Below are 24,809 nucleotides of genomic sequence, written 5' to 3' on the forward strand. Positions count from 1 at the left end.
CTCTCCAACGAGCGAAGCCCACGAAATCATCCCAGGAGAGACCGTTCATGAATCCCGAGAAGGTCGTCTTTGGCTTTTTCATCGTCTTGGCCTTGACCCTGAACTTCGGCTTTTTCATCGGCGAGATCGACAACCCTGAGCATCACCATGCCTGGGAGCTGTTTGCGGTCGTCCTGGTCAACCTGATCGCGACGGTGCTCAAGTTCGGCGATCGCACCCACATGGGCGCCCTCTTGCTCGCGACGAGCCTGGTCGCGATCCTGCAGCTGGTCACCGCCTCGTTGATCTGGGCGATCGCGGCGCACGCCACGACAGGGGGTGTGACCTCGAGCGTCACGGCGAGCATCGTGTCGCTCAGCGGGGGTGCGATGATCGCCAATGTCATCTCAGTGGTGCTCCTGGTGATCGAGACCTATACGCTGCGCCGATAAGCTCGGGCGGCACGCCTCGCGAAGCTGGTCATGGACAACATCGTCTACCTCATCATGCGGCGCATGCGCGTGCCGCTGCTGTTATTGATCGGTGTGTATGCGGTGGCGATGGCGGGAATGGTCTTGATCCCGGCGCGGGACGCGGCGGGGGACCCGGTCCCCATGAGCTTCTTCCACGCCTTCTACTTCGTCAGCTACATGTCGACGACCATCGGTTTCGGCGAGCTGCCCAACGAGTTCACCGACGCTCAGCGGATCTGGGTCGCCTTCTGTGTATTCGCCACCGTCGCGGTTTGGGTGTATGCCGTCGGGACCCTGATTGCCCTGCTGCAAGACTCGACGTTCCAACGGGCGATCACGGAACGTCGCTTCCGGAAGCGGGTTCGGCGGTTGCGCGACCCCTTCTATCTCGTCTGCGGCTACGGCCAGACCGGCGGCGCCCTGGTGCGCAGCCTCACCGATCGCCACGACCATGCCGTGGTCATCGACATCGATCCGGAGCGGGTGAACCTGCTGAAGCTCGACGATCAGCGCGAATACGTCCCGGCGCTGTGCGCCGATGCGTGCCAGCCCGCAAATCTCGAGGCCGCCGGTCTGCAGCACGCGCTCTGCAAGGGTGTCGTCGCTTTGACCAACGTCAACGAGGTCAACCTGCAGATCGCGATCGCGGCTAAGCTGATGCATCCCAGGATTAAGGTGATCTGTCGGGCGGATTCACATGAGATCGAGGCCAACATGGCCTCGGTTGGAACCGATCATATCTATGACCCTTTCGATACCTTTGCCCTCGACATGGCGATCGCGATCCAGGCCCCTTGTCTGACCCTGCTGGGCGACTGGCTGTCCGGGGTCGAGGGCGAGCCGCTGGGAGAGCCGATCTACCCGCCGTCCAAAGGTCGTTGGGTCCTCTGCGGGTACGGCCGATTCGGCAAGGCGATGTACCGATACCTCAGCGAGCAGGACCTGGCGCTGACGGTCATCGAAGCCCTTCCGCATAAGACGGGCGTCCCGAAAGAGGGCGTCGTGCATGGGCGCGGGACCGAGGCGGTCACCCTGGAGCAGGCCGGTATCCAGGACGCCGTCGGCCTGGTCGCCGGAACCGACAACGACGCGGACAACCTCTCGATCATCATGACCGCCCTGGAGCTGAATCCCGACCTCTTCGTGGTGGCCCGTGAGAACCATCTGCACAACCAGATCCTGTTTGACCGAGTCGGCGCGAAGGTGGTCATGTTGCCGAGCCGCATCATTGCCGAGCGCATCCGGGTGCGTCTTGGCACGCCGCTGCTCGCTGAGTTCCTCACCTTTGCCCGCTACCAGGAGGATAACTGGGCCTGTGAGCTGGTGAGCCGGATTGCGGCGTTGGTCGATGATGAGGCGCCCCATGTCTGGGAGGTCAGAGTCGACGAGGTCGATGCGCCGGCGCTCTGCGACGAGGATCGGCGCGGTACCGCCGTCACCATCGCGCAACTGTTATGCGATCCTCGGGCCCGCGAGAGGTCATTGCCGGTCATCGTCCTCATGCGCCTTCACAATGATGCGCGTCGCCCGCTGCCTGAGGGGGCCGAGCGCATCCGCACCGGCGACCGCCTGCTCTGCTGTGGCCGTGCGGAGGCGAGTCGATGTATGACCTGGACGATGCGAAACCCGTGGGTGCTGCGGTATGTCCGGACGGGGGAGACCGGACCCGATGGCGGGGTCTGGCGTTGGCTTGCCCGGCGTCGCGAGCAGGCGCACAAGGCAGCCCCGGCGAAGCGGTGACCGAGTCCGGCCGGCGTTTGGTAACGGTGGCAATGATGTCATACTGGCAGCACGCGGACCGCTGCAACGAGGAGATGTCACATGCCTCCGGTAATGACCCGACTCGGCCAGGATCACGCCCGTCTGGCAAGGCTGCTCGATCTGTTCGAGGAGTTGCTGGACCGTTTTCACGAGGGCGCGGAGCCCGACTATGAGCTCATGAGTGAGATGCTCGAGTACATGGACAGCTATTCCGACATCGTCCATCACCCGACCGAGGACCTCATCTTTCAGCGTATCTTGGACAAGGGCTCCGAGCGACATGACGTCTTCGAGGTCCTGATGCGGCAGCACAGGGTGCTGGGTCAGCTCAACAAACGCTTTCGCCAGTCGCTCGACGGCATCCTGCATGAGGAGGTTCTATTGCGGGAGGACGTGGAGGCGCATGGACGCGAGCTGATCAGCACGCTGCGCAGCCATATGCGGCTCGAGGACGAGGAGGCCTTCCCGATCGCGCTCGCCCGCCTGTCGGCCGGCGACTGGACGGAGCTCGAGGTCATGGCCCCGACGGTCGAGGATCCGCTCTTCGGGAACCCGGATCCGCTGCGTTACCGCGCGCTTTATGCGCAACTCGCGGCGCAGGCGGAACCCTGAGACGTCCCGGGTGGTCCTCGCTCCCGACACCGTCTGTTACGGGATGAGGCGTGCCGGAACGCGATGGCAGCGGTCGTCGCCACCATGTCGAGGTGGTTGAGCGCCTGGACATGGAGGCCGCAGCTCGCCCCATCCGGGCACAAAATGGTTTCCGCAGCGGCGCCTGAGCATGATTCCTCCGGCCGAGCGGGTCCACTCCAAAGCCGAGACGGAGTCATGACATTCGTAGGCACACCTGATTTTCGCCATGATGCCCCGGAATGTCTGGGGGTCCTGCTCGTCAACCTGGGCACGCCCGAGATGCCCACCGTGCCGGCCGTTCGCCGCTATCTGGCCGAGTTTCTGTCCGACCCCCGCGTCGTCGAGCTGCCAAGGGCGCTCTGGCTGCCGATCCTCCATGCGGTGATCTTACGCGTGCGCCCCGCCCGGTCAGCAAAGGCGTATCAGGCGGTGTGGGGCCAGGATGGCTCTCCACTCCTGAGCATCGCCAAGCGCCAGTCCGCCGCACTGCAAGCCCGTCTGAGCGAGGACTGCGTCGGATCGGTCAAAGTCGCGTTGGGGATGCGCTACGGCAACCCATCCATCCCTTCGGCGCTCGCCGAGCTCCGCCGGGCGAACGCGCGTCGACTGCTGGTCTTCCCGCTCTATCCGCAATACTCGGGGTCCACGACGGCCTCGGTCTTCGATGCGGTGACGCGGGAGCTCTCACGCTGGCGCTGGATCCCAGAGGTCAGATTCATCAGTCAGTATCACGACGAGCCGCGCTACATCGAGGCGATCGTCGAGAGCATCCGCAACCACTGGACGGCGCAGGGTGAGGCCGAGCGCCTGCTGTTTTCGTTCCATGGCATCCCGAAGGACTACTTCGACCAGGGCGATCCCTACTTCTGCCAGTGCCAGAAGACGGCGCGCCTGGCCACCGAGCGACTCGGTCTGGCGCCCGAGCGTTGGGCACTGGCCTTCCAGTCACGGGTTGGATTCAAGGAGTGGCTCCAGCCCTACACGGACGAGACCCTCAAGGCGTGGGCGGCGGAGGGGGTGCGCTCGGTCCAGGTCCTCTCACCCGGCTTCTCGGCCGACTGCCTCGAGACCATCGAAGAAATCGACGCAGAGAATCGGGGTTATTTCCTGGGCGCCGGCGGCGAGCGCTTCAGCTACGTCCATTGTCTCAATGACAGTCCCGCCCACATCGAGATGCTCGCCGGGATCATTCAGCGGCACAGTGCGGGGTGGCCAGAGCAGACCCGTCCCGCTGCCGATGGGGCCGAGCTCGCCGCACGTCGGGAGCGCGCCGTGGCCTTGGGGGCCACGACTTGATCATCCGACGACGGCCATCTGAGCTGCACCGGCCCGAACGACCCAAGGCATCTGAGGCCGTTGCCGCGGACCCCGGGGGAAAGATGGGTTGAGTTCCCCCGGGGTCACGATCCGCTGCGTCCGGAGTGCCTTTTCAGCTCAGGAGTGTGCTCCGGGCAGACTGTCGATCGCATCAATGCGAACCCCGCTTTGAGGTCAGACGTATGGAACCACGCGCTTTACCGATCGAGATCAACCTGCATCAGCAGTCCCGGATCCTCGAGATCGCCTTCGACGACGGGGCGCGATTCAGGTTGCCGTGCGAGTATCTGCGGGTCTATTCCCCGTCGGCCGAGGTTCGCGGCCACTCGCCCGCCACGGCCAAGCTCCAGGTCAAGAAGGAGTCGGTCACGATCACGGACCTCCAGCAGGTCGGGAATTACGCGCTCAAGATCTTCTTCGATGACGGTCACAACTCGGGTCTCTATGACTGGCAGTATCTCTACAAGCTGGGTCGGGCCTGGCAGCCCTTGTGGCTCGACTATCTCGACAGGCTGAAGGGGGCGGGATACGCACGCGGTGGGCCTGACCCCTTCGAGGCGCTGAAGTCCCGCGGCGAGCTGCCATCTGAGCTTCCCGAAGGCGTGAATGAGGAGGGATCCGTGGCGCCGGTGCCGGGGGCGGCCACGTGATCCGCCGTGCTATTTTGGTGGGTCTTGCCGCGCTGCTCCTGGTTCTGCTCTCCAATGCCATGCCCGTCGGTGGGCCTGTCAAACCCACTGCGGATGTGCCCGAGGCGGAGGGCTGGAGGGCCGAGGTGGTGGTGGACGGGCTCGAGCACCCCTGGTCGATCGCCTGGCTGCCCGACGGATCGGCGCTCATCACCGAGCGCCCGGGGCGCCTGCGGATGCTGCGCGATGGCATCTTGGTGCCTGAGCCGATCGCCGGTCTGCCGCCCATCCTGGTCCATGGGCAGGGTGGACTGTTGGACGTCGCCTTGCATCCGGACTTCGATCGCTCCCGCTGGGTCTATCTGACCTTCGCGTCCGGGACCCCGGACGCGAACCGCACCGCGCTGGCACGCGGACGGCTCGACGGCACTCGGCTCGTGGACGTCGAGGTGATCTTTACGAACGCCGATGCCAAGAGCGGCGGCCAGCATTTCGGGTCGCGGCTGGTCTGGCTGCCGGACCAGAGTCTGGTGATGAGCATCGGTGACGGCGGCAATCCACCGATCGCGTTTGCGGGCCGCGATGTTCGTGATCAGGCACAGCGGCTCGAGACCCATTTCGGCAAGGTCTTGCGGCTAACGGAAGACGGGCGTCCGCACCCCGGCAATCCTTTCACCGGTCGTGAAGGTGCACGTCCTGAGATCTACAGTTACGGCCATCGCAACATCCAGGGCCTGACGCGCGACCCGGCGAGCGGACGCGTCTGGGCCAATGAGCACGGCTCGCGCGGCGGCGACGAGCTCAATCTGATCGAGGCAGGAAAGAACTACGGCTGGCCCGAGGTCACCTACAGCCGCGAATACTGGGGTCCGCCGGTGTCGGATGTGACCAGTCGACCGGACGTGCAAGATCCGCTGATCAACTGGACGCCCTCGAAGGCGCCGAGCGGGCTCGCCTTCTATACGGGTGATCGCTATCCCGACTGGCGGGGAAACCTCTTCAGCGGTGCCCTGGTGTTCGGTCAGGTCCGGCGGATCGTCCTGGATGGGGCGCGGGTGATTGACGAGCAGAAGCTCACCATCGAAAACCGCGTGCGTGATGTTCGCCAGGGGCCGGACGGCTATCTCTATGTCCTGACCGATGCCCCAAACGGGGCCTTGCTGCGGATCCTGCCGGACTGACCGGTGTCGAGCTCAAGCACAAAGGGTTCGGCCGGGGGCGTCGCTCGGCCGCCGCCGGAGGCGCCGTGCCTGCCCACCCGCGGTTTACAGGATGATCTGCCCCTGCCCGAAGGCGCGTTCAGGTTGGTTCGCGCTTGCGAGGGCGCACTGTCGCGCGTGACTTGCGGGACTCGCCGCTGGCTTCTACCTGCGCTTGCGTCCGGCTACCCTCAGTCGCAGGGCGTTGAGCCGGATGAATCCGGTCGCGTCCTTTTGATCATAGGCCCCCGCGTCTTCCTCGAAGGTCGCGATGGAGGCGTCGAAGAGGCTGTCGGTCTCTGACTTGCGCCCGACCACCATGACATTGCCCTTGTAGAGCCGCAGGCGCACCACGCCGTTCACCACATCCTGGGTCGCGTCGATTGCGGCCTGGAGCATGCGCCGTTCCGGCGAGAACCAGTAACCGTTATAGATCAGGCTCGCGTAGCGCGGCATCAGCTCGTCCTTCAGGTGCCCCGCCTCGCGGTCCAGCGTCAAGGACTCCATCGCGCGATGGGCCTTGAGCAGTATGGTGCCGCCAGGGGTCTCGTAGCACCCGCGCGATTTCATCCCGACATAGCGGTTCTCCACGATATCGCTGCGCCCGATGCCGTTGGCCCCGCCGATGCGGTTGAGCTCCGCCAGGACACCGGCCGGGGTCATGCACCGGCCGTCGATCCCGACACAGTCGCCCCGCTCGAACATCAGCTCGATCGGGGTCGCCCGATCCGGTGCCTCCTCCGGGGTGACGCTCCAGCGCCACATGTCGGCGCCCGGCTCGACCCAGGGATCCTCCAGGTCGTCGCCCTCGTATGAGATGTGCAGGAGGTTAGCGTCCATCGAGTAGGGCGACTTGGTGCCCTCACGCTTCATCTCGACCGCGATCCCGCGGCTCGCCGCATAGTCCATCAGTCGCTCGCGCGACAGCAGATCCCACTCGCGCCAGGGGGCGATGATCTTGATGTCCGGATTGAGCGCATAGGCGGTCAGCTCGAAGCGGACCTGGTCGTTGCCCTTGCCGGTGGCGCCATGGGCGATGGCGTCGGCCCCCGTCTCGGCGGCGATCTCGATCAGGCGCTTGGCGATCAGCGGTCGAGCGATCGAGGTGCCGAGCAGATACTCGCCCTCGTAGATGGCGTTGGCGCGGAACATGGGGTAAACGAAGTCGCGGACGAATTCCTCGCGCAGATCGTCAATATAGATCTCCTTCACCCCTGCCGCCTCGGCCTTCGCGCGTGCCGGCTCAAGCTCTTCGCCCTGGCCGATGTCGGCCGTGAAGGTCACGACCTCGCATTGATATTTCTCCTGCAGCCATTTGAGGATCACCGAGGTATCCAGCCCTCCGGAGTAGGCCAACACCACCTTCTTGACCGCGCCTTGCGACATCGCTCTGCTCCAAGCCGAGAAAAGCCAGCAGTATATACCCAGTTGACGGGACCGAAGTCGATCATCCTGGATCCGGAAATCAGAGACCTAAGCCAGCGCTTGCTGGGACATCCGTCGGTTCGTGCGCGGCCTCGCCAACGCGAGCAGAGCGCATGTCATGCCGGACGCGGGTCAGCCGTGATAGACCGCCGGGTGCTCCCGGACCGTCCAGCGGATGATCTCCGCGACGGCTTTCCCGATCCCGGGCACGTCGGTCAGGACATCGGCCTCCGCCGCGATCACCGCCTCGACACTGCCGAAATGCGCGAGCAGTCGCTTCGCCCGTTCGGGTCCGATTCCGGGCAACCCTTGAAGGACGTGGCTCTGGAGACGCAACTTCCCGCGCGGTCGCTTGCCGGGCCGAGGCCGCGCTCCCAGGGCGAACGCGCGTCCCTGGCGTGCGGCGAAGAGCATCAGCCGCGCTGTCTCCTCCGGATCCCGTGATCGGAGCAGCGGTAGACCGAAGAAAAGCGTGAGCGTTACCAGCGCACCCTGGATTGCCTCACGTCGCATCCGGCTCTCGGCCAGTCCCCGCGCGGTGCCTTCGAGGATCAGGGCACCGCGCGGCGCGGCATTCGCGAGACGTTCACCCTGCCCGAAGAGACGCCCGTCCTTGATCGAGCGAGTGAGATCCAGCAACGTCTTGCGCTCGAAGAGGAGGGCGTCGTCGACCAGGAAGTCGCCAACCGGGAGCCGCTCGACTTTGATCCGGAATTCCGGATGTTGCCGCAGGGCCTTCGCCACGGTCTCGGTTGCCTCGCGGTCGTCGACCAGGATCGAGAACGTCTGTTTGGTGGCCATCATGTTGCCTCTTGAGGTTCGACCATCCGCTGTGACGCCACCAACGACAGTCGGCCGGGATCGACGCGGCGAGACAAAGCCTCACGGCCTCGGAAGCATGAAGAGACTTGACAGCGTCTGCGGCGTTCGTGGGTTCATCCGCGGTTGGCACCCGGACGAAGACACCGCATCTCCACACTGGATGCGGTTAACCAAGGAGCCTCTTCCACCAACGGCGCCGGCTCTTCGGTAGCGGACGCGTGCTTGGCAGGTCGACCGGCGGGATCAGGCTCATCACCCAGCCCGGCAAGGGCGGCTCGTCGCTGAAACCGCAGACTACCCCGAGATTGCCCGGATCATAGATCTTGATGAAGGTCGGTGCGCGCAGGTCGTTGGCGTAGACGATTCCGCAATAGTCCTCGCGATGCTCTGCCCGCAGGAGCCGGTCGATCTCGGCGATGAAGTTCCTGACGCGCTCCGCGTCTGCTGCAACCATCGGCGGCGGCTCGCCGACGGCATAGAGAAACCATCCGGCATCGGCGTGCTCGAGGATTCGCGCCCAGAGGTCGTCGAGCTGATGCCAGCGCAAGGCGGAGGTGAAGCTGCCGCGAAAGGCCTGCAGATAGGGGTCCTGCGTCGTGCCGAGGCCGTTCATGAGGGGCTTGGCGCTTGAACTGGAAGGATGCTGATGACTGTCACTGGGCCGCTCGGACACAAACTGCGCGAGATCTCGGCCCGCAGGCCGACGATGATCGAAAGACACTATGTCACGTGGCGCGCTGTCTCGACCTTCGGTGGGACGCGGATCTTCCTGACAGGGATGGCGCGGATCCGACGATCAGATTGTGGATCCGCGTTCGGTCCCGAGCAGGATACCCTTGGCGCGCAGACCCTCCATCAGCTCCGATCCGAATGTGACCACCTGGTCGGGTTCGGGATGACCAAGCTCCGCGGCGATCCGCAGCAAGACTTGACGCCCCGACCGCGGTGGATCCTCCTCAAGCAGGATCAGCAGTCGCTGGGTGACGGCATTGATCTCCAGGAACTGGATCCTGTCGTCCCACCCACGATAGACCAGTAGTTGGGTCGGTTCGGGCGGGGGCGTCGCGGGCTGCAGATCCGGACCAAGGCGGTGGACCGGGAAGCGGTAGGTCAGATGCCAGGCCAGCGGGGAGATCACTGGGCGACCCGCGGTCAGGTCGCCCTCCGGGTCGATGCGCGCCGGATCGGGCGCCTCATCGCTGATCTGAAGCGCCAGCTCCACCCACTCGTAATGCGCCAGCTCCAACAGGAACGGCGGGTCCCGCGGATCGTCCGCGCGGGCAGTCTGGAGAAAGTCGAGAAACTCCTGCGCAAGCTCCAGAAAGAGCGGTGTCTTCGCACGATGACGAACAAAGAAGTCTCTGACCAGATCGTTCCAATGCTCCTCGGGGAGGGTCCGGTGAAGGACCGGGAAGCTTCCAGCGAGCAAGGACGAGACGTTCCTGAAGACCAGGTCGCGATAGATCGCCGTGCGGCGATCCTCGACATCATCCGGTCCCGGCACACGACTCGGATCGCGCAGATGGGCGGCGAAGGCGAGCTGCCGACTGATGAACTCGGGCTGCTCAACCATGGGTCAGACGCCTCTCGGACCGCGCCACACAGGTGTGCTGGATCCGCTGTATCTGATCGACCTCCTGAAGCAACTGGTCCAGTGGGGGGATGTTGAAGTCACGCTCCAGGAGCGTGGGGAAGACTCCGAACCGCTGATAGGCAAGGTCCAGGAGCCCCCAGACCGGGTCGATCACATCCGCGCCGTGCGTATCGACCCGCAGGTCCTTCGCTTCCTCATAGTGGCCCGCGATGTGCGCATAGCAGATCCGTTCTCCGGGCAGCGCGGCCAGGAAGGCCTCGGGATCGTAGCCGTGGTTGATGCTGTTGACATAGGTGTTGTTCAGGTCGAGGAGGAGGTCGCAGTCTGCCTCGTCGATGACTGCATTGATGAAGTCGATCTCAGACATCTCCTGTCCCGGCGCGCCATAGTAGGAGACATTCTCCAGCGCGATCCGCCGCTCCAGGATCTCCTGCACCTGACGCACGCGGCCGGCGACGTGCCGCACAGCCTCTTCGGTGAAGGGAATGGGCAAGAGATCGTAGAGGTGGCCGTCATCCGAGCAATAGCTCAAGTGCTCCGTGTAGGCGCGGATCCCGTGCGTATCCAAGAACCGCTTGACCTCTGTCACGAGGCGCAGATCGAGCGGCATCGGACCCCCGATCGAGAGCGAGAGCCCATGGCAGACAAACGGCTGGGTCTCGGTCAAGGAACGCAGGCGGCGTGCGTTCACGCCGCCCATGCCGATCCAGTTCTCCGGGGCGATCTCATAGAAATCCACCTGTGCCGGAGGCCGCTCGGCAAGGGCGCCCAAAAAGGACCGCCGCAGGCCGAGGCCGGCGCCATGAACCGGATAACGAGCCTGGTTCATGGCCCTGGACGGCGGAGGGTCAGGACGTGCTGCCGCACTTCCCTTCCTTTTCTTTGTCCGACCCGCACTTCCCTTCCGACCCCTTGTCTTCACCGCACTTGCCCTCGCCGCACTTCCCTTCCGTATCTCCTTCGGCGATCTGCATGTAGCCGGCATCCAGCGTCTGGGCGACGAAGGGGTTGGTGCCAGCTTCAGCGCCGTTCAAGGTGCCCAGGCTGCCGACAAGGGCAGCCCCAACCAGGGCGGCAGCGGGGGTGATGGCCTTTTTCGTCATTCGCATTGTCCTCGGTCGATTGATGAGAGAAAGCTCATGGCAGGTCCGGTCTCAGGGCACTGGGCCGATGGTATCGCACCGCACCGCCCCAGTAGTGATGGCAATCCGGGCCGATTTCCAGGGCCGGCGCGACGATCGGGTTGTCGCCACGGCGCACGGTCGCCCAGACCCCGGACGGTCTCAGCAGCTCAGACCCTCCGCCTCGCGGGAATCTTTCAGCCTGGATCATCTAATCGCCGGCCGCTGCCGCGATTTCGGACAGTGCCTTTTCGACGTTCGCGAGGACGGCTGCACATTCCTCGAGGCCATGTCTGTCACTGAGCCAGGCAGGGTCGTTGTAGGCGACCTGGGTGATGCCCTCGGGGCCCCGCCAAACGAGCAGCTTCAGGGGGAGATCGATGGCGACCGTCGCTCCGCAGTGCATGAGCCGGGTTCCCGCCGTCGGGTTGCCGAAGATCAGCAGCTCCGTCGGCGCCAAGTCCAACCCCGCTTTCAGTGCGCCTTCCGCGTGGTCAATGCGCGCGAAGACGCCCAGACCATGCTCGGCGATCGCTGCCGCGGCGCGATCAGCGGTCTCCGGGACACTGTGACGGCTGGTCGTGATCACCATGCCCTCACCGTCGAGCGCAGGGGCCGCAGCGGCAACCGCCAGCAAGGCCAATCCGAGAAATCCCCGTTTCAGCATGTCCTATTCTCCGATGAAGGCGGCAGAGTCGCCGCGCCCAAAGTGTGCCTCATTTCGCTCGCCAAGTCTGGTCTGCTCGGGCGGGTTTCCCCGAGCAGATCCAGCAGTCGATGAACCGCCATCGGCTTGCTCAAGATCGCGTCGAACGGGTCAGCGGCGGCGTTCTTCGCCATCCAGTTCGCTGTCCGTGCGGGCCTGATGGCGCTCTGGACCATCTTTCGCGATCGGCCTGCCTGGGTCCCCAGCGGATCCCGGGACTGGCCGGACCTGGGTCACAGGATTCGCGCACCTCCCGGATTCCACGACGCGTCAGGTCGTACCCCGGCTCGAAATTCATCGCATCTTCACGTTTCGTCAATACAGCGGCAATGGAGGTCCGGGAACATAGCCGGAATCTCAGCACTTGAGGCCGGTAATGCGATGACGTACATCAAACGCATGAGCCCCCTGAAGTACCGGAGCATCTTTATCTCGGACATTCATTTGGGTTTTCGGGGCTGTCAGGCCTCCCTCGTGCTCGACTTTCTCCAATCGACTGAATGCAAGCAACTCTATCTCGTTGGCGACATTGTTGACGTTTGGGCCATGAAAAACGGTGTCTACTGGCCGGAGGCGCATAATCAGGTCGTTCGCGAGGTCCTCGATAAGGCCAGGAGAGGCACTGAGGTCATCTATACTCCAGGCAATCACGACGAGGTCTTCCGTACTCATCTTGGCGCCGACTTCGGCAATGTCGCCGTTCGCGAAGAGGTCATCCATACCACGGCCGACGGGCGACGCTTCCTGGTCATGCATGGCGACGCATTTGACGCTGTCGTTCAGAATGGCAGGTGGCTTGCCAAGATTGGCTCCCGCATCTACGACAACCTGCTCGTGTTGAATGGGCACATCAGCCGCATCCGCAGTCTGCTTGGTCTCAAGTACTGGTCGCTCGCCGGATACCTGAAATACAAGGTCAAGAATGCCGTCAGCTACATCGGCAGCTTCGAGGCGGCGGTCGCCGATGAGGCGGGGCGGCGGCAGGTCGACGGCATGATCTGCGGGCATATCCACCACGCGGAGATGCGTGAGATCGAGGGGGTTGCCTACTGCAACTGCGGAGACTGGGTGGAGAGCTGCACCGCCTTGGTCGAGCACCATGACGGACGCTTGGAGCTGCTGCGCTGGACCGACGCGTATCCACAATCGCTGGAGGTGGCGCAGACCGAGTTGGCACTGGCCCGTGCCGGTTAGAACAAGGCCGATCCGCGAATCGACTCCCGATACCGTAACCAATCGAAAGCTGGCCCCGGGTCGGTTTTGCGACCTGGGGCAATCTCGCTGTGTCCGGCGATCCGCTCTTCGGTAATCCCGCGATAGCGATGCATGATGTGAATCGTGCATTCGGCGAGACGTTCGTATTGCGCCTCGGCAAAAGGCGCGTCGTCCGTTCCTTCCAGCTCGATCCCGATCGAAAAGTCGTTGCAGCGATCCCGCCCCGCGAATCGGGAGGCCCCGGCGTGCCAGGCACGTCGCTCGAATGCGACGTACTGAAAGAGTCTCCCGTCGCGTCTGATCAACAGGTGGGCCGAGACGCGCTGCCCCGCAATGTGGTGAAAATAAGGGTGCGCGCCCGCGTCGAGCCGGTTGAGAAAGAGGTCGTCGATCCAATCACCCGAGAAGTTTCCCGGCGGCAGGCTGATATTGTGGATGACCAACAGATCGATGCCCGTGCCCGGCGGGCGAGGGTCATGGTTCGGCGAGGGCCGGCGCTCAGCTCCAGTTAGCCAGCCTTCGATATCGACCCCAGCCTCGCGCGTGTGGCATTGCTGATGCCCAGTGCCGAGTCTCTGCGCAGCGGCCGGTGTCGTTCGCTTAGGTGTGATGATCATGGATGCCTGCCCGCCGACTCGTGTCTTCTTCCTCGAGATCCGCCCGATAGATGGTGACACCGGTCCGTGCATTGCTTACCATCTCGACGACAAACTCCACCACGTTCCAAAGGTCCGGTCCGGACCACGCTCTCTGGTCGCGGATGGTGGCATGACCGGCAACCGGCGTCGAGATCCCATTGGTCGAGTCCCATCCCATCAACTCCTTCCGTTCGTCCAAGGAGCATTCCTTCTCTGCGCCGAGGCGTTTCGCGGCGGATTGTATCCGCTTGCTCCGTGACCTTCTGCCACCTTTGTGGGAGACCCTGTTCGGGAAGCTCGACGAGGCGCTCTACAATCTTGCGGACAGATCCACGAATGATCTGAGCTATCGGGTGTACTTCGATGCCCAGAAGCTCCTCCAACAGCAATGCAATCGTCTGCGGATCGAGTTTCTGCGCCAGGTCCAGCAGGGGGCCGCAGACCTCGTCTCCCGGCTCCGGGAACATCAGTCTCGGCTCGAGCCAAGACTGGGATTCGGGGATCTTGCGTTGGTCGCGGATGCGGAGCTGGAAGAGATCCTCGTCATCGACAACCTGGTTTCGAAGGCGGAGTCCCGATACCGGAAAGAGTTGCTCGAGACCGATCGTTTGATCGCCTGCTTGATGGGGTGGAGCGAGGTCGGTCTTGCCGAGAATCCGTTTGGGCCTTCCGCGCTGTGCAGCGCGTTTCGCGGTGCATTGGAGGCGGTTCCCGAGTTGGAGCCTTCGATCAAGCTCGCCATTTACAAGCTTTTCGACAAGCATGTGATGGACCATCTGGGCGATTTCTACTGCGGCTGTTTGAGCGCGGCCGACTGTCATTGGGAGCCGAGTCGAGCCCCGGCTGCGCCGACGCTCGGGACGCCTGATCGAGCCGCTGACGCGCGGACGTCAGGCGCCGGCGAGGCTGTCGCGCCGGGGGAAACCGTTCTCGCTGGACCCATCCCTGAGGCTGTTTCGATCCCGTTCGATGTCTTGCAAGGCCTGCTTGCGCGACAGCGACCGCCGGTTCGCCCGGAGGCCAATCGCGGCGTCGTGATTCAGACCGCCGAGCTGGTGGCCTTGTTGGACAGTCTGGACGTCACACCGGTCGACGCGGGCGGGTCGCCGAGCGCTGAGAGCCAGCTGCGTGAACGATTGTCCGCATCGCTCGCGGGGCCGACCGGGGATGAGCCGCGCCGCACCCTGGCAGAGCGTGATGCGGACACCCTGGACCTCGTCTTTCTCTTCTTCGAGCACCTGCTCGGAGGCAGTGAGCTTCCGGATCCCATCAAGACACTGATCGCGCGAATGCAGATACCGGTTGCCAAGCTCGCGCTGCTCGACAAAGCGTTCTTTGCGGATCAGGAGCACCCGGCGCGGCGCCTTCTCAACGACATCGGGGAGGCCGGTGTCGGTTGGAGCGAAGACGACGGCCGAGGCCCCGACAGCCTCTATGGCATGATCGAGCGCGTCATCGAGCGACTCGTCCTCGATTTCGATGGTGATACCCGGCTGTTCGCTCGCATGGACCGCTATTTTCGAGCCTTCATCGCGCGCGAGCAGGCGCGGGCGCGGGCCGCCGGCCTGCTCGATACTCAGCCCGATCGCGCGCGGCTTGCGCCCGAGCAGGCCACTGTCGCCGCTGCAATCGCCGAGCGCTTGGCGACCTATGCCCGGGTGCCGGTGGTCATCGAGACGATTCTGAATCGGGGCTGGTCACTTGTCCTGCTTCAGATCCATCGGACTCATGGCCCGGGCAGCCGCGAGTGGCAATATGCGTTGGAGTTGATCGATCGGTTACTCTGGAGCGTTCGAGCGAAAGGCAACGCCGAGGAGCGGCGCCAGTTGCTCAAACGGATCCCCGGTCTGCTCGAAACCTTGCGGCAGCGCCTGTCGGAGGTCGGCTGCGATCAGCGTCAAATGGCCTCCTGGTTCAAAGAGCTGCAGGCGCTTCATTTGGATGTACTCCAGGGGGCAGGTAGGGGCGCGGAGCTCGCGACCCAGGGGCCTGCGACCGATCTCCCCGATGCCACCTCGCCTGATTGTGCAGTGGGCGATTGGATCGACTGGGTGCGTGACGACGGGGGAAGGGTCCGTCTCCAGCTGGCTGCCTGGCACCCCGATCGAGATGATTTCGCCTTTGTGGATCGCGCCGGCCGGATTCGCGCGCACCTCACCGGGGGGGAGCTCGCCGGTCTGATTCAGCAGGGTCGGGTGACCGTATTGGCCGGTGGTCAGCCGCCGATCGCGGATCGGGCCCTGAGCGCGCTTTTGACGAGTCTGGAGTCGGAGTCCAACTGATCGGCTGAGCCTTCGCTGGAGCAACCTCGATGTCTGAATCTGAACAGCCTCGGAAGCGCCCGCAACCCCCGGCCGGGGCTGTCCACCTGCCGGATGTCGAGCTGATCGAGGTGCAGGTTCGAGCGGCATTGAGCGAGGACGTCGGTTCGGGTGATCTCACTGCCGCCCTGTTGGCGCCAGGTGCCCGAGGGCGTGCCGAGCTGATCACCCGTGAGCAGGCGATCCTGTGCGGCTGCGCTTGGTTTGACGCGGTGTTTCGGCTCCTCGATCCGCTGGTCCAGGTCCACTGGGAGGCGGCGGACGGCGATCGTATCCAGCCGGGTCAGCGTCTATCGATCCTCGAGGGTTCGGCGGCGACGCTGCTGACTGGCGAACGCACCGCGTTGAACTACCTTCAGACCCTCTCGGGAACGGCGACGCGGGCCGGGAATTTCGCTGCTGCCGTTGCGGGGCTTCCGGTCCGCATATTGGACACCCGTAAGACCCTTCCAGGTCTTCGCGTCCAGCAGAAATACGCCGTGGCCTGCGGTGGCTGCGACAATCACCGCATGGGGCTGTTCGACGCGATTCTGATTAAAGAGAACCATATCCTTGCGGCGGGCTCGATCCCAGCGGCGCTGGCTGCGGCGACGGGCGCCGGGGCCCAGGTCGACATTCAGATCGAGGTGGAGTCGCTCGAGCAACTCAAGGTTGCCTTGGACGCGGGCGCGGTATCGATCCTTCTCGACAACTTCACTCTGGAAGATCTCCGTCGAGCGGTGACCCTGAACGGCGGTCGCGCCTGCCTCGAGGCATCCGGCGGTGTCACGCTTGAGAGCATTCGAGCGATTGCGGAGACAGGTGTCGACCGCATCTCGGTCGGTGCTCTCACCAAGGATGTGACCGCGGTCGACCTCTCCATGCGGTTCTCTTCATCGTCAGGCTATTCAGAGTCGATGACGGGCCGCAATCAGGCGGGTGGATAGACCAATCGCAGACCGGAAAACATCTCGCGAGTCTCGGGCTTTTCTCCGAATCGGTAGCTGGTCTGGCCCAGAGAGCTGCGGGTGTGGAGCATGCCCCGCGCAGGACACCTTGACCGAGCACGAAGCCGGCCTCTGAAGTGCCGCCATGCGGGAAGGGGCGGAAATCAGGATAGGCATGGAAGGGGTTGGCGCACCATTCCCACACGCGTCCCTTCGCCCTGATCAAGCCCCGGCGTGCGGCGACTTCCCACGGATACTCGTGCTGGAGAATCGCACCGCTGTGCGCGCCGCCGAGACTCGCAACCCAAGTCGTATAGGCAGGCGCCCCATGGCGGTTGATTCCTGCCACCGGCTCATCCGGGGGGAGTGCGCAGGGCCCATTCAGTCCGAGCTGATACCAAGAGCCGCCTGGGTCAAGGCGCCAGCCGAGAGGTGATCTCGGCGGCCTTTCCTGCTGCCGTTGCCATGCGAGACCGGCTGGGTTCCAGAATGCCGGCTCCCGGTAGCCTCGACCGGCAGGTCCCCGGGGTGGGCGCGCGCGGTGGCATCGGCAAGCGGGCCCTCTGCGTCGGGATTATGGGAGCTCGCGGCGGCGCTGTCCCACTTGGTGCTCGAGGATACGGAGCCGTTCCCGCAGGGATTCCAGCTCGTCGAGGAGGTCAAGGGCCAAGGCGGTCCCCGCCAGGTTCAGCTCGAGGTCGCGCTGCAAGCGGACGGCGCGCCGCGCGCGGCGCACTTGGAAGCCGTCGAACCGCCAATCCTCCGGCCGTTCGCCCTTCGGTCTCAACAAGCCCTCGGTGACCATCAGCCTCACCGCGCGCCCGCTGGAGCCGCACAGCTGGGTGAGCTCGGAGAGGGTCACCGTGAGTCCCTCGTCGAGCACGATCCCTTCAATGCGTGTCTCGGTCCGCGTCATCGGTCAGACTCCCAGTTGGGCTCTAGGGTTGAAGTGTAGACGCTCGGCCATGTCGAGGTAGACCGCTTTTGCGGCATCCGTCTTGGCCGGGGGGGTGACGATCTCGAGGATCACCAGCTCATCCCCGGGAGGATTACCCGGGAGGCCTCTGCCCTTTAAGCGCAGGCGCTGTCCCGACTGAGATCCCGCCGGAACCTTCAGCTTCACTGTTCCGCCCAGCGTTGGTGCCGAGACAGTGGCGCCCAGGGCAGCCTCCCATGGGGCGATCGGCAGTCGCAGCAGGACGTCCTTGCCTTCGTGTGTGAAGATGCAATGGGGGCTGATCTCGACCTCGAGATAGAGGTCGCCGGGATGGCCGCCGTTGAGGCCCGGGGCGCCCTGGCCGGCCAGCCGGATCTGGCGGCCTTGCGTCACGCCGGCGGGGATCCGGACGTTCAGCGTCCGAGCCCTTGATGTGACCAGTCCGTCGGCTCCGATTTCCGGCACATCCAGACGTAATTGGCGGGTCCCGCCGTGATAGGCCTCCTCCAGGTCAATGCTGATCCGGACGGTCTGGTCATGGCCGCGCCGGCGCCGATGATCGTCGGCACCGGTGTGGAGCTCGCGGCCGAAGATGCTGGCGAAGAAATCGCTGAACTCGGCTGCCTCATCGGGGCCGAAGTGGAACTCGCGATGGAACCCGCCGGATCCGGGCGGTGGTCGAAAATCCTGCCCGGCACGCCAGTTGCCGCCGAGCGCGTCGTAGGCGGCGCGCTTCTCCGGATCGCGAAGGACCTCATTGGCCTCGTTGATCTCCTTGAACCTGGCCTCGGCGTTCGGCTCCGTGCTGACATCGGGGTGGAACTTGCGCGCCAGCCGCCGATAGGCCCGCTTGATCTCGTCCTGGGTGGCATCCCGCGCCACACCAAGGGTCTTATAGTAATCCTTGTATTCCATCGCAGCGCCTCAGCGGAGTTTCAGACGATGATCCCCCTTCCTGGCGCGATCTATGGGCTTTCAGGTGCCATTGCACCGTACCGTCCAGCGGCGGGCTGTCGAGCCCTGTTACGCGGGGCGCTGGGCGCTCTGCGCTCGGGTTTGCGGCGCGGCCCGGTTGGATTCGTTTGCACCTGGCCGCGGCACCTGACTCTCCCCCTTTCGCCCTGACCTGCGCGGCCTGGTCTGATCCGCGTCTTCGGACCCGTGTGCCTGCAACTCGCGTCCGACGGCCCAGGCCCGCAGCGCATTCAGCTGCTCATGCATGATCACCGAAAGGGGTTGCGTGCTCTCGATCCGATCGCTCCAGAGGACGCAGGGTGACAGGACATCCGCCGTGGCGAGTGCCTCGCGGAGGTTTTTTTCGCTCTCACCGATATACTCGTCGTAGAGCCTACCGAAGGCGAGCCGCAGCAGCGGCACCCCGAAACGGCCTCCATGCGCGAATCGCCTACAATGCCCTGCAGGAGAGCAGGCACGATCGTCCCGGCATCCTCGTCAATCCAGAGGGCATCCATGAGCGCAACAGACCACCTGATCATTTTCGACACCACCCTCCGGGACGGCGAGCAGAGCCCAGGGGCATCGATGACCCGTGATGAGAAGGTGCGGATCGCCAAGGCCCTGGAGCGCCTGCGTGTGGACGTCATTGAGGCGGGCTTTCCCATCGCGAGTCCGGGTGACTTCGACGCGGTCAAGGCGGTGGCCGAGACGGTCAAGGAGAGCCGTGTCTGCGGGCTGGCACGTGCGCTGGACAAGGACATCGACCGGGCCGGCGAGGCGATTGCGGGGGCTGCAGCCGGACGCATCCACACCTTCATCGCCACCTCGCCGATCCACATGGAGAAGAAGCTGCGGATGACGCCCGATCAAGTGCTCGCGCAGGCCGTGCATGCGGTCCAGCGGGCGCGCCGCTATACCGACGACGTCGAGTTTTCGCCCGAGGACGCGGGTCGCTCTGAGATCGATTTTCTCTGCCGTGTCTTGGAGGCGGTCATCGCCGCGGGTGCGGGAACCGTCAACATCCCAGACACCGTCGGCTACAGTATCCCTGATCAATTCGGCAGTCTGATCGCAGCCTTGCGCGAACGCGTCCCAAACGCCGATCACGCCGTGTTCTCGGTCCATTGTCACAACGACCTTGGCCTTGCGGTGGCGAACTCACTGGCGGCGGTCCGGAACGGCGCACGTCAGGTCGAATGCACGATCAATGGCCTGGGCGAGCGGGCCGGCAATGCCGCGCTCGAAGAGATCGTCATGGCGGTGCGCACGCGTCAGGATCTATTCGACTGCAAGACCCGACTCGACACCACGCAAATCATGAGCTGCTCTCGTCTGGTGGCGGGGATCACCGGTTTCGCGGTGCAGCCGAACAAGGCCGTTGTCGGCGCCAATGCATTTGCTCATGAGTCCGGGATTCACCAGGACGGCGTTCTCAAGAGCCGTGAAACCTACGAGATCATGCGTGCGGAGGACGTGGGCTGGAATGCGAGCCGCATGGTGCTCGGCAAGCATTCGGGTCGCAATGCCTTTCGCACCCGTCTCCAGGAACTGGGGGTTGTGATGGGTTCGGAGGAAGAGCTCAACGCCGCCTTCTCGCGGTTCAAGGAGCTCGCGGACAAGAAGCACGACATCTTCGACGAAGACCTTCAGGCGTTGGTGACGGATGCAACCCTGGATGCGTCCAATGAGCGGGTGAAGCTGGTCTCTCTGCGGGTCTGCTCGGAGACCGGCGAGACACCGCTCGCCGATCTGGTCCTCGCCTTCGATGGCGAGGAACGGAGTGCGACCGCGATCGGTGGCGGGCCGGTGGATGCGACCTTCAAGGCGATCGAGTCGATCGTGGAGAGCGAGACGGCGCTGAAGCTTTATTCGGTCAATGCGATCACCAGCGGCACGGATGCACAGGGCGAGGTCACGGTCAGGTTGGAGCGCGGGGGACGGATCGTCAACGGTCAAGGTGCCGATACCGATATCGTGATCGCTTCCGCCAAGGCCTACATCAACGCCTGCAACAAGATTCTTCAGCCCGTTGCGCGGGCGCATCCTCAGACCGGCGACGTCTGAGCGGTTGGCGATGGACGAGCGGCGACGTCTGGGATACCTCGATGCGATAGGCATCGATGTCTGGGTCCGGCGCTGCCCAGAGGAGAGGTTGGTCGTTGCGCGCCGCGCATCGTCGGTGGCCGAGCCGGCTTCGAGCGTCGCGCGGCTCGGAGAGCCTCGGCGACCCGTGTCGGTCCCGGCGACCGATTGGCCGATCGCGCGCGGCGGACCGGATGCGCAGCCGCTGGAGGGTTGGACGTCCGGCGACATCGCAGCGATGGATTGGCGGGCACTCGAGATGGCGGTGGCCGGCTGTCGTGGCTGCCCACTCTGCGAGACTCGCACGCAGACTGTCTTCGGGGTTGGCAATCGCGCTGCCGATCTCATGATCGTCGGAGAGGCACCCGGCGCCGAGGAGGATCGCGCGGGGGAACCCTTCGTCGGTCGCGCCGGCCAGTTGCTGAATCGAATGCTCTCTGCCATCGGCCTCGCGCGCGAGCAGGCCTATATCGCCAATGTGCTCAAGTGTCGCCCACCAGGGAATCGCGACCCGCGCCGAGAAGAGGCCGAACGGTGCGAGGCGTATCTGATGCGACAGATCAGCTTGACTGGTCCGCGTCTCATTCTCTGCGTTGGGCGCGTTGCGGCTCAACATCTCCTGGAGACGGATGCGCCTGTGGGTACCCTCAGGGGGCGGTGGTTCGAGCTCGGCGGCGAGAAGGTGCCGCTGCGTGTGACCTATCACCCCGCCTATCTGCTCCGTTCGCCCGAGCAGAAGGCGAAGGTCTGGGCGGATCTGGTCGCGGTCGCGCATCGCCTGAACGAGGCGGGGCGGGTTTCACGATAGATATTGAAAATGGAACATCGCTTGGCGATCGCGATTAATTATTTCCTATTTCATTAAGTGCTAATATAATGTCCCACGTGGTTGTTGATAAGGCATCCACGCTTGCTGCCCAACACATAAATCGACCGGAGAAATCAAAATGAAAAAGCTTGCTACCGCTGCTGCCATCGCCGCCCTTCTGGGCGCTTCCGCTTCCGCTTCCGCTTGGTGGGGGCCCGGCTACGGCGGCTACGGCCCCGGCTACGGCTCGGGACTCGGCGATGTCTTCAGCGACATGTTCGGTGACGGCTACGGCGACTTCAACTTCGGCATGAGCGGCGGTGGCACTGGCCGCGGCTACGGCCGTGGATACGGTCGCGGTTATGGATACGGCTACGACTATCCCTACTATGGCGGTTGGGGTGGTCCTTACGGGTACGGTGCCCCTTACTACGGGGGCGGCTATCCCTACGCCTTCCCGTATGCGGCTCCGGTCGCTCCGGTCGCGCCGGCCGCGCCGGCTCAACCTGAAGCCAAGTAGGACCCCAAAAAGAACAGGGTGCACATGGGAAGTGCCGCGGCTGCAAAGGCCAGGCGTCTGCCTGGTCTTTTTTCGTTGTCGGATCTCGCTTGCCGGTCGCGGTGCGGACGTTACAGGGTCCCGGCCGATGCCTCGCGATCCTTGTCCCGCGTTTCCTGCTCAGGGCGTCCGATCAGTGGCTCTAGTTTGGATTCAGGCGACCATCACGATGCTGGTGAAGGCGAGGCCGAGTCCGATGAGTGTGGCGACAAGCACGTCGCTAGGGTAATGCAGGCCGAGGACGATTCGGGAGCTTGCGACCAGCATCGTAAACGGAACCAGCATCCAGGCCAGCCCCGGAAAGTGGTAGATGGCAACGGTCGAGAAGCTCACTGCGTGGAGTGTGTGGCCAGAGGGGAAACTGTAGCGGTCGAGAGGGGGGACCAGGGCGATGATCTCGTTCGCGTAATGGCAAGGACGCTCGCGCCGGGTAATCCCTTTGAGTGATTTGTACAAGGCTAGCGCGACACCGGCCGTCGCGAGCATATGCAGGCTGGCCTTGAGTCCCGCCAAGCCCTGCACCAGCGGAAGGATGGCGATCAAGCTGTACCAGAAAACGCCGTCGCCGAGGCGACTGATGGCGGCGAACGGCCGCTGTACCCAACGGCGCTGACCACCGCGGCTCCAGGCTCGGCAGACAGAAACCTCGATGTCATTCAGATGTTGTAGCCATAGTCGCACGGCAAGCCTCCGTTCCACCCGACCGGTGGATCACCTGATAGAGACGCTCCTCGACCCCTCGGATCACACGATCCCAACTGATTCCCTCAGCCGTCTGTCTAGCCCGCTCTCCGAGATTCCGGAGACGTTCGAGATCTCGGGCCAGCTCGCACCCGGCAGCGACAAAGGCATCGCGATCCGCACCCTTTAATGTAACCCCGTTACTCCAGGGATCAATAAGCGATCCGGCTGCCGCGTAGCCGAAGGCGACGACCGGCAAACCGCTTGCCATGGCCTCGGGTACGACGTTCCCGTAGGTCTCTGTCAAGCTTGGGAAAAGGAACAGGTCGCCGGATGCGTAATACCTGGAGAGCTCTTCTCCAACTCTAGCCCCCGGGCAGATGTATTCCGGATTGTCACGCCGAATCTGTTCCAAGAGGGGCCCGTCGCCGACCAGGACGAACCGGGCGGTCCGCCGAACGGCCCGAATCGCTCGATAGGTCTGGCGTGCGAGCGCTAGGTTCTTCTCCGGTGCGATCCGCCCAACGTAGAGGATCGCCAAGGTGTCATCATCGCACCCCCACTCGCGACGAAGCCCCGGATCGCGCCACGCGGGGGAGAAGAGATTCACATCCACGCCGCGACCGAAGACATGAACATGTCGGAAGCCTTCGTTCGACAGCTCCTGCTGCAGCTCGGCTGTCGGCACCAGCGTCATATCCGATCGGTTGTGGAAGTGGCGAAGGGTTTCGGCGATCTGCTGCGTGAAGAAGCCGAGCCCGTAGTGCTGGCTGTACTGCTGGAACTGTGTATGAAAGCCCGTGACGGTAGGAATCCGATGGGCGCGCGCCGCGGAGAGGGCGGCATGGCCGAGTGGCCCCTGGGTCGCGATGTAAACGAGATCGGGGGTGCTGCGACTCCAGAGGCGACGCAGTCGCCAATACACGGGAAGCCCGAATCGAAGACCCTGGTAGCCGGGAATCGGAAGCCCGGGAACCAGATGCACGGCGATCCGATCGGAATCGAGTGGACGTTGCTCTGCCTGTTGTCGCGGGCGGATGAGTTGAAGGCGATGGCCACGCCGAGCCAGACCCTCCACCAAGTGTCGCATCGTATTCGCGACACCATTGATCTCGGGTGGGTAGGTCTCGGTGACGATCGCCAGATGGAGTCCGCCGACCCGCTTGGGGCGCGCTGCATGCGCAGTGTCAGGCAGCATGGGGGGCTTCGACCAGCGCCGACTCTGGCTCGCTCCGGTCGGCGTCAGAATGGCCGTCGGCGCCGCGCCACCCCTCCGCCGGATCCATGCCGAGTGCCTGGGTGATCGCCAGGCGTGTGCGCTCGGCGAGGACCCGCCGCTGGACACCTTGATCGACTGGCAGCGGCGGCAGGAAATGGACCGTGACCACGAGGTCCGAGTGTCGGATGATCCGCAGGAGACTCTCGAGCAAGGTGTCATCCCCGATGAAGGCGGCGATCGGGTCCGGTGCCTTGTCCTCGCCGCGATGGTAGGCAATCGCGACCGGCTGAATGCGGAGTCCGGTCTCTTGCACGAGTCCGAAGAGCCGCGGATGAAACCGAAGCACCGACGTGCCGTCGCTCGTCGTCCCTTCCGGAAAGATCATGAGCGAGTGGCCTTGCGTTATTCTTCGGAGGAGCACCTCCGAGATCGCTTGGGCCTGGTGTGCGCCGCGTTCGATGAAGTGCGTGCCCGCGATTTCGGCCAGCCATCCAATCAGAGGCCAGGCCCTGACCTCTGCCTTTGACAGAAACCCGATCTCCCCATGTGCCCCGACGACTGGGATGTCGAGCCAGGAGATGTGGTTCCCGACCAGCAGGGAGTCTTCATCGACGCGGCCATGAACCCGCATCCGGATCCCCAGAATGGAGCATAGCCGGCGGTGCCACCAACGCACTGCGGCGGGGACCCACGTCGGCCTGCCGACGAGCCGCGATCGCAGGCCGATGTAGAGGGCGATCGTCGAACCCGCGGCCAAGTGGCCGATGATTTGCGGGATCTTCCAGAGCGATCTCGGTGCCGTCATCG

General features: G+C 64.2%; 27 protein-coding genes. 12 read left to right on the forward strand and 15 right to left on the reverse strand.

What is annotated here, in order from left to right; genetic code table 11:
* The first annotated feature begins 47 nt into the window (after positions 1-47).
* The 6 genes from LJE61_RS12270 (at position 48) to LJE61_RS12295 (ending at position 5,973) form a co-directional block, all read left to right on the forward strand.
* The gene (locus LJE61_RS12270) at positions 48-431 is read left to right on the forward strand and encodes a DUF6394 family protein (protein WP_296911642.1); all 384 of its coding nucleotides are present in this window, start codon (positions 48-50) and stop codon (positions 429-431) included.
* 30 nt (positions 432-461) lie between these two features.
* A complete protein-coding gene (locus tag LJE61_RS12275; RefSeq protein WP_296911644.1) occupies positions 462-2,192 on the forward strand; it encodes a potassium channel family protein in 1,731 nt (576 codons plus the stop codon).
* An 81-nt stretch (positions 2,193-2,273) separates the two neighbouring features.
* Positions 2,274-2,825 carry a hemerythrin domain-containing protein gene (locus LJE61_RS12280; protein ID WP_296911646.1) on the forward strand — a complete coding sequence of 184 codons (552 nt, stop codon included), beginning with the start codon at positions 2,274-2,276 and terminating at the stop codon, positions 2,823-2,825.
* 216 nt (positions 2,826-3,041) lie between these two features.
* A complete protein-coding gene (hemH, locus tag LJE61_RS12285; RefSeq protein WP_296911648.1) occupies positions 3,042-4,142 on the forward strand; it encodes a ferrochelatase in 1,101 nt (366 codons plus the stop codon).
* 203 nt (positions 4,143-4,345) lie between these two features.
* A complete protein-coding gene (locus LJE61_RS12290; protein WP_296911650.1) occupies positions 4,346-4,813 on the forward strand; it encodes a gamma-butyrobetaine hydroxylase family protein in 468 nt (155 codons plus the stop codon).
* Between the two features lie 59 nt (positions 4,814-4,872).
* Complete coding sequence (locus LJE61_RS12295; protein WP_519972644.1) at positions 4,873-5,973, forward strand: PQQ-dependent sugar dehydrogenase; 1,101 nt, start codon at positions 4,873-4,875, stop codon at positions 5,971-5,973.
* A 183-nt stretch (positions 5,974-6,156) separates the two neighbouring features.
* Here the strand turns inward: LJE61_RS12295 and LJE61_RS12300 are convergent, their stop codons facing one another.
* From LJE61_RS12300 to LJE61_RS12330, 7 genes are all read right to left on the reverse strand, one after another.
* Positions 6,157-7,377, reverse strand: coding sequence for an argininosuccinate synthase (locus LJE61_RS12300; RefSeq protein WP_296918514.1), 1,221 nt, complete (start codon positions 7,375-7,377; stop codon positions 6,157-6,159).
* 171 nt (positions 7,378-7,548) lie between these two features.
* A complete protein-coding gene (locus LJE61_RS12305; RefSeq protein WP_296911654.1) occupies positions 7,549-8,220 on the reverse strand; it encodes an ERCC4 domain-containing protein in 672 nt (223 codons plus the stop codon).
* 184 nt (positions 8,221-8,404) lie between these two features.
* Positions 8,405-8,851: a hypothetical protein gene (locus LJE61_RS12310; RefSeq protein WP_296918515.1), complete on the reverse strand. Its 447-nt coding sequence runs from the start codon at positions 8,849-8,851 to the stop codon at positions 8,405-8,407.
* Between the two features lie 183 nt (positions 8,852-9,034).
* Positions 9,035-9,811 carry an HvfC family RiPP maturation protein gene (locus LJE61_RS12315; RefSeq protein ID WP_296914224.1) on the reverse strand — a complete coding sequence of 259 codons (777 nt, stop codon included), beginning with the start codon at positions 9,809-9,811 and terminating at the stop codon, positions 9,035-9,037.
* The gene (locus LJE61_RS12320) at positions 9,804-10,661 is read right to left on the reverse strand and encodes an HvfB family MNIO-type RiPP peptide maturase (RefSeq protein ID WP_296914220.1); all 858 of its coding nucleotides are present in this window, start codon (positions 10,659-10,661) and stop codon (positions 9,804-9,806) included. Before LJE61_RS12320 ends, LJE61_RS12315 begins: the two co-directional genes overlap by 8 nt.
* A 19-nt stretch (positions 10,662-10,680) precedes the next feature.
* Entirely contained in the window at positions 10,681-10,935 is a 255-nt protein-coding gene (locus LJE61_RS12325) for an HvfA family oxazolone/thioamide-modified RiPP metallophore (protein ID WP_296914218.1), read from the reverse strand.
* Positions 10,936-11,164: 229 nt separating this feature from the next.
* A complete protein-coding gene (locus tag LJE61_RS12330) occupies positions 11,165-11,620 on the reverse strand; it encodes a DUF302 domain-containing protein (RefSeq protein WP_296914215.1) in 456 nt (151 codons plus the stop codon).
* Between the two features lie 420 nt (positions 11,621-12,040).
* Here LJE61_RS12330 and LJE61_RS12335 point away from each other — a divergent pair, with 420 nt between their 5' ends.
* Entirely contained in the window at positions 12,041-12,853 is an 813-nt protein-coding gene (locus LJE61_RS12335) for a UDP-2,3-diacylglucosamine diphosphatase (protein WP_296914213.1), read from the forward strand.
* On the opposite strand, the gene ampD is transcribed toward LJE61_RS12335, so the two are convergent.
* The gene (gene ampD / locus LJE61_RS12340; protein ID WP_296914209.1) at positions 12,850-13,491 is read right to left on the reverse strand and encodes a 1,6-anhydro-N-acetylmuramyl-L-alanine amidase AmpD; all 642 of its coding nucleotides are present in this window, start codon (positions 13,489-13,491) and stop codon (positions 12,850-12,852) included. The two genes, LJE61_RS12335 and ampD, sit on opposite strands and share 4 nt — an antisense overlap.
* Positions 13,475-13,711 carry a hypothetical protein gene (locus LJE61_RS12345; RefSeq protein ID WP_296914230.1) on the reverse strand — a complete coding sequence of 79 codons (237 nt, stop codon included), beginning with the start codon at positions 13,709-13,711 and terminating at the stop codon, positions 13,475-13,477. Before LJE61_RS12345 ends, ampD begins: the two co-directional genes overlap by 17 nt.
* Here LJE61_RS12345 and LJE61_RS12350 point away from each other — a divergent pair.
* Entirely contained in the window at positions 13,671-15,794 is a 2,124-nt protein-coding gene (locus LJE61_RS12350; RefSeq protein WP_296914206.1) for a DUF1631 family protein, read from the forward strand. The genes LJE61_RS12345 and LJE61_RS12350 overlap by 41 nt on opposite strands.
* A 29-nt stretch (positions 15,795-15,823) precedes the next feature.
* Entirely contained in the window at positions 15,824-16,759 is a 936-nt protein-coding gene (gene nadC, locus LJE61_RS12355; RefSeq protein ID WP_296918516.1) for a carboxylating nicotinate-nucleotide diphosphorylase, read from the forward strand.
* 574 nt (positions 16,760-17,333) lie between these two features.
* Here the strand turns inward: nadC and LJE61_RS12360 are convergent.
* The 3 genes from LJE61_RS12360 to LJE61_RS15395 form a co-directional block, all read right to left on the reverse strand.
* A complete protein-coding gene (locus LJE61_RS12360; RefSeq protein ID WP_296914201.1) occupies positions 17,334-17,675 on the reverse strand; it encodes a chaperone modulator CbpM in 342 nt (113 codons plus the stop codon).
* 3 nt (positions 17,676-17,678) lie between these two features.
* The gene (locus tag LJE61_RS12365; RefSeq protein ID WP_296914198.1) at positions 17,679-18,611 is read right to left on the reverse strand and encodes a DnaJ C-terminal domain-containing protein; all 933 of its coding nucleotides are present in this window, start codon (positions 18,609-18,611) and stop codon (positions 17,679-17,681) included.
* Positions 18,612-18,719: 108 nt separating this feature from the next.
* Positions 18,720-19,073: a hypothetical protein gene (locus LJE61_RS15395; RefSeq protein WP_519973025.1), complete on the reverse strand. Its 354-nt coding sequence runs from the start codon at positions 19,071-19,073 to the stop codon at positions 18,720-18,722.
* Between the two features lie 93 nt (positions 19,074-19,166).
* Between LJE61_RS15395 and LJE61_RS12375 the strand changes: the two genes are divergently transcribed.
* From LJE61_RS12375 to LJE61_RS12385, 3 genes are all read left to right on the forward strand, one after another.
* On the forward strand, positions 19,167-20,717 hold the full coding sequence (locus LJE61_RS12375) for a 2-isopropylmalate synthase (protein ID WP_296910943.1): 1,551 nt from the start codon (positions 19,167-19,169) through the stop codon (positions 20,715-20,717).
* 10 nt (positions 20,718-20,727) lie between these two features.
* Positions 20,728-21,543 carry a uracil-DNA glycosylase gene (locus LJE61_RS12380; RefSeq protein ID WP_296910941.1) on the forward strand — a complete coding sequence of 272 codons (816 nt, stop codon included), beginning with the start codon at positions 20,728-20,730 and terminating at the stop codon, positions 21,541-21,543.
* Positions 21,544-21,682: 139 nt separating this feature from the next.
* Complete coding sequence (locus LJE61_RS12385) at positions 21,683-22,063, forward strand: sulfur globule family protein (protein WP_296910939.1); 381 nt, start codon at positions 21,683-21,685, stop codon at positions 22,061-22,063.
* A gap of 192 nt (positions 22,064-22,255) precedes the next feature.
* Here the strand turns inward: LJE61_RS12385 and LJE61_RS12390 are convergent, their stop codons facing one another.
* From LJE61_RS12390 to LJE61_RS12400, 3 genes are read right to left on the reverse strand one after another with little or no spacing between them, the layout of a single operon-like run.
* Positions 22,256-22,783 carry a phosphatase PAP2 family protein gene (locus LJE61_RS12390; protein WP_296910937.1) on the reverse strand — a complete coding sequence of 176 codons (528 nt, stop codon included), beginning with the start codon at positions 22,781-22,783 and terminating at the stop codon, positions 22,256-22,258.
* Positions 22,755-23,981 (reverse strand): glycosyltransferase family 4 protein, encoded by a 1,227-nt coding sequence (locus LJE61_RS12395; RefSeq protein WP_296910934.1) that lies wholly within the window; start codon positions 23,979-23,981, stop codon positions 22,755-22,757. The genes LJE61_RS12390 and LJE61_RS12395 overlap by 29 nt, the downstream gene beginning before the upstream one ends.
* Positions 23,971-24,807: a lysophospholipid acyltransferase family protein gene (locus LJE61_RS12400; protein ID WP_296918517.1), complete on the reverse strand. Its 837-nt coding sequence runs from the start codon at positions 24,805-24,807 to the stop codon at positions 23,971-23,973. Before LJE61_RS12400 ends, LJE61_RS12395 begins: the two co-directional genes overlap by 11 nt.
* Between the last annotated feature and the right edge of the window lie 2 nt (positions 24,808-24,809).

Origin of the sequence: Thiocapsa sp., from assembly GCF_022340925.1 — a bacterium.
Classification (GTDB): Bacteria; Pseudomonadota; Gammaproteobacteria; order Chromatiales; family Chromatiaceae; genus Thiocapsa.

Coding starts and splice junctions, on each gene's coding strand:
- LJE61_RS12275 (WP_296911644.1), top strand. CDS start 462: ATGGACAACATCGTCTACCTCATCATGCGGCGCATGCGCGTGCCGCTG.
- hemH (WP_296911648.1), top strand. CDS start 3,042: ATGACATTCGTAGGCACACCTGATTTTCGCCATGATGCCCCGGAATGT.
- LJE61_RS12320 (WP_296914220.1), bottom strand. CDS start 10,661: ATGAACCAGGCTCGTTATCCGGTTCATGGCGCCGGCCTCGGCCTGCGG.
- LJE61_RS12360 (WP_296914201.1), bottom strand. CDS start 17,675: ATGACGCGGACCGAGACACGCATTGAAGGGATCGTGCTCGACGAGGGA.
- LJE61_RS12310 (WP_296918515.1), bottom strand. CDS start 8,851: ATGAACGGCCTCGGCACGACGCAGGACCCCTATCTGCAGGCCTTTCGC.
- LJE61_RS12295 (WP_519972644.1), top strand. CDS start 4,873: ATGCCCGTCGGTGGGCCTGTCAAACCCACTGCGGATGTGCCCGAGGCG.
- LJE61_RS12315 (WP_296914224.1), bottom strand. CDS start 9,811: ATGGTTGAGCAGCCCGAGTTCATCAGTCGGCAGCTCGCCTTCGCCGCC.
- LJE61_RS12385 (WP_296910939.1), top strand. CDS start 21,683: ATGAAAAAGCTTGCTACCGCTGCTGCCATCGCCGCCCTTCTGGGCGCT.
- LJE61_RS12335 (WP_296914213.1), top strand. CDS start 12,041: ATGACGTACATCAAACGCATGAGCCCCCTGAAGTACCGGAGCATCTTT.
- nadC (WP_296918516.1), top strand. CDS start 15,824: ATGTCTGAATCTGAACAGCCTCGGAAGCGCCCGCAACCCCCGGCCGGG.
- LJE61_RS12395 (WP_296910934.1), bottom strand. CDS start 23,981: ATGCTGCCTGACACTGCGCATGCAGCGCGCCCCAAGCGGGTCGGCGGA.
- LJE61_RS12325 (WP_296914218.1), bottom strand. CDS start 10,935: ATGACGAAAAAGGCCATCACCCCCGCTGCCGCCCTGGTTGGGGCTGCC.
- LJE61_RS12290 (WP_296911650.1), top strand. CDS start 4,346: ATGGAACCACGCGCTTTACCGATCGAGATCAACCTGCATCAGCAGTCC.
- LJE61_RS12375 (WP_296910943.1), top strand. CDS start 19,167: ATGAGCGCAACAGACCACCTGATCATTTTCGACACCACCCTCCGGGAC.
- LJE61_RS12270 (WP_296911642.1), top strand. CDS start 48: ATGAATCCCGAGAAGGTCGTCTTTGGCTTTTTCATCGTCTTGGCCTTG.
- LJE61_RS12330 (WP_296914215.1), bottom strand. CDS start 11,620: ATGCTGAAACGGGGATTTCTCGGATTGGCCTTGCTGGCGGTTGCCGCT.
- LJE61_RS12400 (WP_296918517.1), bottom strand. CDS start 24,807: ATGACGGCACCGAGATCGCTCTGGAAGATCCCGCAAATCATCGGCCAC.
- LJE61_RS12365 (WP_296914198.1), bottom strand. CDS start 18,611: ATGGAATACAAGGATTACTATAAGACCCTTGGTGTGGCGCGGGATGCC.
- LJE61_RS12300 (WP_296918514.1), bottom strand. CDS start 7,377: ATGTCGCAAGGCGCGGTCAAGAAGGTGGTGTTGGCCTACTCCGGAGGG.
- LJE61_RS12280 (WP_296911646.1), top strand. CDS start 2,274: ATGCCTCCGGTAATGACCCGACTCGGCCAGGATCACGCCCGTCTGGCA.
- ampD (WP_296914209.1), bottom strand. CDS start 13,491: ATGATCATCACACCTAAGCGAACGACACCGGCCGCTGCGCAGAGACTC.
- LJE61_RS12305 (WP_296911654.1), bottom strand. CDS start 8,220: ATGATGGCCACCAAACAGACGTTCTCGATCCTGGTCGACGACCGCGAG.
- LJE61_RS12380 (WP_296910941.1), top strand. CDS start 20,728: ATGGACGAGCGGCGACGTCTGGGATACCTCGATGCGATAGGCATCGAT.